This window comes from Mesorhizobium sp. M5C.F.Ca.IN.020.32.2.1, from assembly GCF_004023105.1.
Lineage (GTDB): Bacteria > Pseudomonadota > Alphaproteobacteria > Rhizobiales > Rhizobiaceae > Mesorhizobium > Mesorhizobium wenxiniae.
Genome location: NZ_RZSX01000431.1, coordinates 1 through 5,281, shown reverse-complemented (window position 1 = coordinate 5,281; position 5,281 = coordinate 1). Strand labels below are relative to the sequence as shown.

Annotated in this window: 3 protein-coding genes and 1 pseudogene; 1 reads left to right on the top strand and 3 read right to left on the bottom strand. The window is 62.4% G+C overall.

Features of this window, described 5'->3' with window-relative positions; genetic code table 11:
* The 3 genes from EOA86_RS20830 to EOA86_RS20820 all read right to left on the bottom strand — a co-directional run.
* The coding region (locus tag EOA86_RS20830) for an acyl-CoA dehydrogenase family protein (protein WP_206630086.1) at positions 1–440 on the bottom strand (440 nt) is incomplete at its 3' end.
* Positions 441–493: 53 nt separating this feature from the next.
* Positions 494–2,290: an acyl-CoA dehydrogenase gene (locus EOA86_RS20825; RefSeq protein ID WP_128343371.1), complete on the bottom strand. Its 1,797-nt coding sequence runs from the start codon at positions 2,288–2,290 to the stop codon at positions 494–496.
* Positions 2,291–2,601: 311 nt separating this feature from the next.
* Positions 2,602–3,063 (bottom strand): MerR family DNA-binding transcriptional regulator, encoded by a 462-nt coding sequence (locus EOA86_RS20820; protein ID WP_127211562.1) that lies wholly within the window; start codon positions 3,061–3,063, stop codon positions 2,602–2,604.
* 473 nt (positions 3,064–3,536) lie between these two features.
* On the opposite strand from EOA86_RS20820, the pseudogene EOA86_RS20815 reads away from it, so the two are divergent.
* Positions 3,537–5,281, top strand: a pseudogene (locus EOA86_RS20815) (peptidoglycan-binding protein); the annotation flags it as partial.

Here is a 5,281-nt window from a genome sequence, read left to right as displayed (position 1 = left end):
CCCTGCAGGTGGGAGCCGGCGCCGGGCTCGGTCATGGCGATGGCGCCGATCAGCTCGCCGGTCGCCAGTTTCGGCAGCCATCTCTTCTTCTGCTCCTCCGAGCCATAATGGAGGATATAAGGGGCGACAATCGAATTGTGCAGGCCGATGCCGAAACCGTCGACGCCGACGTGGCCGATCGCCTCGATGATGGCGCTCTCATGCGCGAATGTACCGCCCGAGCCGCCATATTCCTCCGGCATCGAGGCACAGAGCAGACCGGCCGCCCCCGCCTTTAGCCAGCACTCGCGGTCGACCATCTCGTTCATCTCGAACTCGTCATAGCGCGGCGCGATCTCTTCCGACATGAAGCGGTGCGCCATGTCGTAGAGCATGCCGACCTCATCCGCCGCCCAGGCGGGTTTGGGCAAAGCAAGCACTTCGGCAGGATTTGTCGCCACGATTTCCTCCGTGTATCGACAGGTTAAGGCCGGCTGTACCGACGCTGTCGAGCTTAGAACGCTTCCGCTGGCAGTGCCATCAATGTCTCGGCGCCGCTGGAGATGCGGGCGACGTGCGCCGACGTTTCCGGCATGATCCGCTCCATGAAGAAGCGCGCCGTCACAAGCTTGCTGTCGTAGAAGGTCGAAGGCCCATTGGCGCCACTCGCCAATTTCGCCCCGGCTGCCTTGGCCATCTGCGCCCACATGTAGCCCAGCGCCACAAGGCCGAAGAGATGCATGTAGTCGGTTGAGGCGGCGCCGGCGTTGTCGGGCTTGGCCATGCTGTTCTGCATCAGCCACATCGTCGCCGCCTGCAGATCGTTGAGGCCCTTCTTCAGCGCCTTGGTGAAAGGCGCCATCTTCTCGTCGGTGCGGTTCTCCTCGCAGAATTCGCCGACCTCCTTGAAGAAGGCCTGCACGGCGCGGCCGCCATTCAAGGCCAGCTTGCGGCCGACGAGGTCGAGTGCCTGGATGCCGTTGGCGCCTTCGTAGATCATGGCGATGCGAGCATCGCGCACGAACTGGCTCATGCCGTGCTCTTCGATGTAGCCGTGGCCGCCGAACACTTGCTGCGCCATCACCGCGTGGTCGAAACCCTTGTCGGTGAGCACGCCCTTGACCACCGGCGTCATCAGGCCGGTGTAGTCGTCGGCAGCCTGGCGGTCCTTGTCGTCACTGGCACGGTGAGCGATGTCCGACTTGATCGCCGTCCACAGCGCCAGCGCGCGGCCGGCCTCGTTGAAGGCCTTCATGGTCATCAGGCTGCGGCGGATGTCGGGATGGACGATGATCGGATCGGCTTTCTTGTCCGGCGCCTTCGGCCCGGACAACGAGCGACCCTGCAGGCGATCCTTGGCATAGGACACAGCGTTCTGGTAGGCGACCTCCGACAGAGACAGCCCTTGCAGGCCGACGCCGAGCCGGGCTTCGTTCATCATCGTGAACATGGCCTTCAGCCCGCCATTGGCCTCGCCGAGCAGCGTGCCTTGCGCCTCGTCATAGTTCATGACGCAGGTCGAATTGCCATGGATGCCCATCTTCTCCTCGATCGAGCCGCAGGACACGGTGTTCTTCTCGCTAGGATTGCCTGATGCATCGAGCTTGAGCTTCGGCACGATGAACAGCGAAATGCCCTTCACGCCTTCCGGTGCGCCCTCAATGCGGGCCAGCACGAGGTGGACGATGTTGTCCGACATGTCGTGCTCGCCGGCCGATATGAATATCTTCTGGCCTGAGATCCTGTAGGTGCCGTCGCCATTGGGAACCGCCTTAGTGCGCAGCAGGCCGAGATCGGTGCCGCAATGCGGCTCGGTCAGGTTCATGGTGCCTGTCCAGGCGCCCTCGACCAGCTTCGGCAGCCAGATCGCCTTCTGCTCGTCAGTGCCGTGAGTAATAATCGCCGCGATCGCGCCCTGCGTCAGGCCGGGATACATCATCAGCGACATGTTGGCCGAAACCATGTATTCGGAAACAGCGGTATGCACCGCGTAAGGCAGACCCTGGCCGCCAAATTCGACGGGTGCGGCCAGTCCCATCCAGCCGCCATCGCGATATTGGTCGAAGGCCTCCTTGAAGCCTTTCGGCGTCCTCACTGAGCCATCGTCATGGCGCGCGCAACCTTCCATGTCACCGACGCGGTTCAGCGGCTGCATGACGTTTTCGGCGAGCTTGGCGCCCTCGGCGAGGATGGCCTCGACCACATCCGACGTCGCGTCGGAAAATCCGGGAAGGTTGGAATAGCGTTGGTAGCCCAGTACCTCGTTCAGCACAAACAGTGTGTCCTGGACCGGCGCCCTGTAGATCGGCATGCGTTTTCCTCCACCATGCGGCCTTGGCCCGAAATCAAGCCCCAAGAAGAAGTCAGGGACAGCATGCGGACCAATGTTCAGGTCGGGGATAGCAAAAGTTGACGTTTGCGTAAACGTCAATTTTTTTAAGCGACAAATTTTCCCGAAGCCTCACCCCGTGAGCGTAGCGGCGCTACACCGTTGAAGCCAGTGCGGAACAAATTGAAATGCAGTCATCCCGACGCAGCCGGAAGACAGAAAGAGCCGCGCGGCCAAGGCCACACGGCTCTCATTCGTCAGAAGCCCGGTCACCGGAAGCCGGCGAGATCGAATTATCCGGCGACGCTGGCCTGCGGCGCCGCACGTTCGCTTAGCATCTGACGGACCGCCGCCATCGAGTTGCTCAACTCGTTGATGGCGTCGTCGATCAGCGCCCGCTGCTTCTGCAGACGGGCAAGCTGCTTCTCCGACTTGTCGAGCGCCAGTCGCAACTGCTTGGTGTTGGAGCCTGTCGGGTCATACAGATCCATCATCTGCTTGACGTCACGCAGCGAAAATCCGACCTTGCGGCCGAGCAGGATCAGTTTCAGCCGGGCCTTGTCGCGGCGCGTGTAGAGACGGGTCGAGCCGTCGCGCTGCGGATTGAGAAGGCCCTTGTCCTCGTAGAAACGCAGCGTGCGCAGCGTAACTCCGTATTTCTTGGCCATTTCGCCGATGCGGACAAGATCCTCGCCGGCTTTATCAGACATGTTATTGGTATTGGCCGCGGCTTCGCCGGGCGAAACAAGTTTCATGGTCACTGGCTTCCCCATCTGGTGGCGTCGCGGTCCCGCACCTTGCGTCGCCTGAGTGGAAGCGGGGGCGTGCTTCCACTCGTGGTTTCAACAAACAAATCGCAAACGGCACAGTCTGCATCTTTACGTTTACGTCAATTGTATACCGATAGCCGCCTCACGAAGCAAGGGCGTTGTGGGGAGGAACTTTTGCCGCATCCGGCACCGCATGGCCCGGCGGCGCTTTAGGCGGCCCGCCAACACGTTGTAACTTCTTAAGCTTAGTTAACGCGTTGTTTACCACGTTGGGCGAAATGTGCGCATGTCGGTTACCCGTGTTTATTCTGTAGCGAATTTTTCACGGTTTTTCGGAGCGCGGGTGAAACCCGGGAAGTTGGTCTTCCGCCGTAGCTAAGCCGCGCGGCCGCCTTCGTTTCCGGCAGGACTTTGGGAAGCTGGTCATAAGCCAGCAGTAATTCTGAACGGGCGCATCGATGAACAGCAAGCGGTCCTATCTCGATACACTCAACGCCGGCAGGCAGCGCAGGCCGCACACCACGCTTGAACAGCTCAACCGTTCCCTGGAAACGCTGGAGCAGCGGCTGGAGCGGACGCGCGAGGACATGAGCGAGCGTCTCGATCCGCGCCGGCCGAGCGCGGAGCCGCGCTATGCCAGCGCCCGACCCTATGAGGATCCGCGCCTCGCACAGCCGCCGAAAAGCCCGGCGCCGGCTACCTTCGACCAGAGTTACCAGGCGATCGCCCGCGACATCGACCGCGTCCGCGGCCAAGAAGACGGCGTCGCTGTGGTCGGCAAGATCGCCGGCGAATTGCGCGGTCTGCGCGAGGAACTGCGCCACCAGATGACCGCCGGCCTGCAGCGCGAATTCGAAGCGCTGCGCAAGGACATCGAGCGGGCTTTCCAGGCAAGCGCCCAGCCGGGTGGCCAATCGGGGGGCGGCAAAGGCAGCGCCGAACTTGGCGTCGAGTTCGAGCGGCTTTCCGGCGCCATCCAGACCCTTGCTGAAAAGAGCGACGACAGAAGCGTCAACATGCTCCGGCTCGAGCTGGAGCAGGTCAAGGCCGCGCTCGACACGTTGGCGCGCGAGGAGAGCGTGCAGGCGGTCGGGCGCCGCTGGGACGATTTCGACCGCCGCTGGACCGCGTTCGAGGACCGTGTCGATGCCGATCAGCGCAAGCGGTCCGACGCACCCGGTCTTTCGATGCTGACCGACCGGCTCGAACAGATCAGCAATGCCGTCAACAATTTGCCGGAATCACTGTCGCTGCGGTCGCTCGAAGAAAAGGTCCGCACGCTTGCCGGTGCCGTCGATCATTTCGCCAGGCAGCAGGACAATCGCGGCAGCGGAACATTCGGTATGATCGACGAGCGGCTGGACGAGATTTCCCGCGCTATCGTCGCATCCACCGTCGCCGCGCAAGCCAATTCAATCGACCCCGAACCCCTCGAACGAATCGAGAAGCGAATCGCCTCGCTTGCCCAGCAGATCGAGGAAGTCACGCAAGTTCACCCGAGCGGCGAGATTATTGACCGCCTCAACATGCTGTCGAGCCGGGTCGATGATCTTGCCGGCCGGGCCAATTTGCCGGAGCAGGCGATGGAGCGTCTCGACAAGCAGATCGCGCTCATTGCCGACAAGATCGACAGGGCGCCTGCCATGCCGGATGCCGACTACATCTTCCAGGGGCTGGAGCAACGTTTCGACGTGCTGTCCGGCATGATAGAGCGCCGCCAAGGCGACGCGATCGAACAAGGCAACATGCTGTTTCGTGATCTCGAGCGCCGGCTGGACGAAGTCGTCGACAGGCTGGACCAACGTGTGCCGCAGATCGACGGGCCCGGCATCATGGACGCCATCGACGCCCGCTTCAGCGCGCTGGCCCAGCGCATGGAAACGCGCGTTCCCGATTCCGCAAGCGAAGCGGCGATCCGTGGCCTGGAAGGCCGCCTCGAAGATATTTCAAGCCGGTTGGATTCATCCGCGGCACAAGTCGCCGGCATCGACCCGGCCCTGATCCGCAGCTTGGAGGCGCAAGTCGCCGGTCTGTCGGCGCATCTTTCGAAGCCCGGCACGCCACTGCCGGAATTCGAGGACATCAGCCCCCGTCTCAACGAAATCGAGAAGTCGCTGGCTGGCACCCGCGATTCCATCCTCAGCACGGCGCGCGAGGCAGCCGAGAGCGCCGTCCGTTCGCTGGCCGGCTCCAGTGCCAACAC

Excerpts from the sequence above, each read along its gene's own strand:
- EOA86_RS20825 (WP_128343371.1), bottom strand. The coding sequence starts at position 2,290 with ATGCCGATCTACAGGGCGCCGGTCCAGGACACACTGTTTGTGCTGAAC.
- EOA86_RS20820 (WP_127211562.1), bottom strand. The coding sequence starts at position 3,063 with ATGAAACTTGTTTCGCCCGGCGAAGCCGCGGCCAATACCAATAACATG.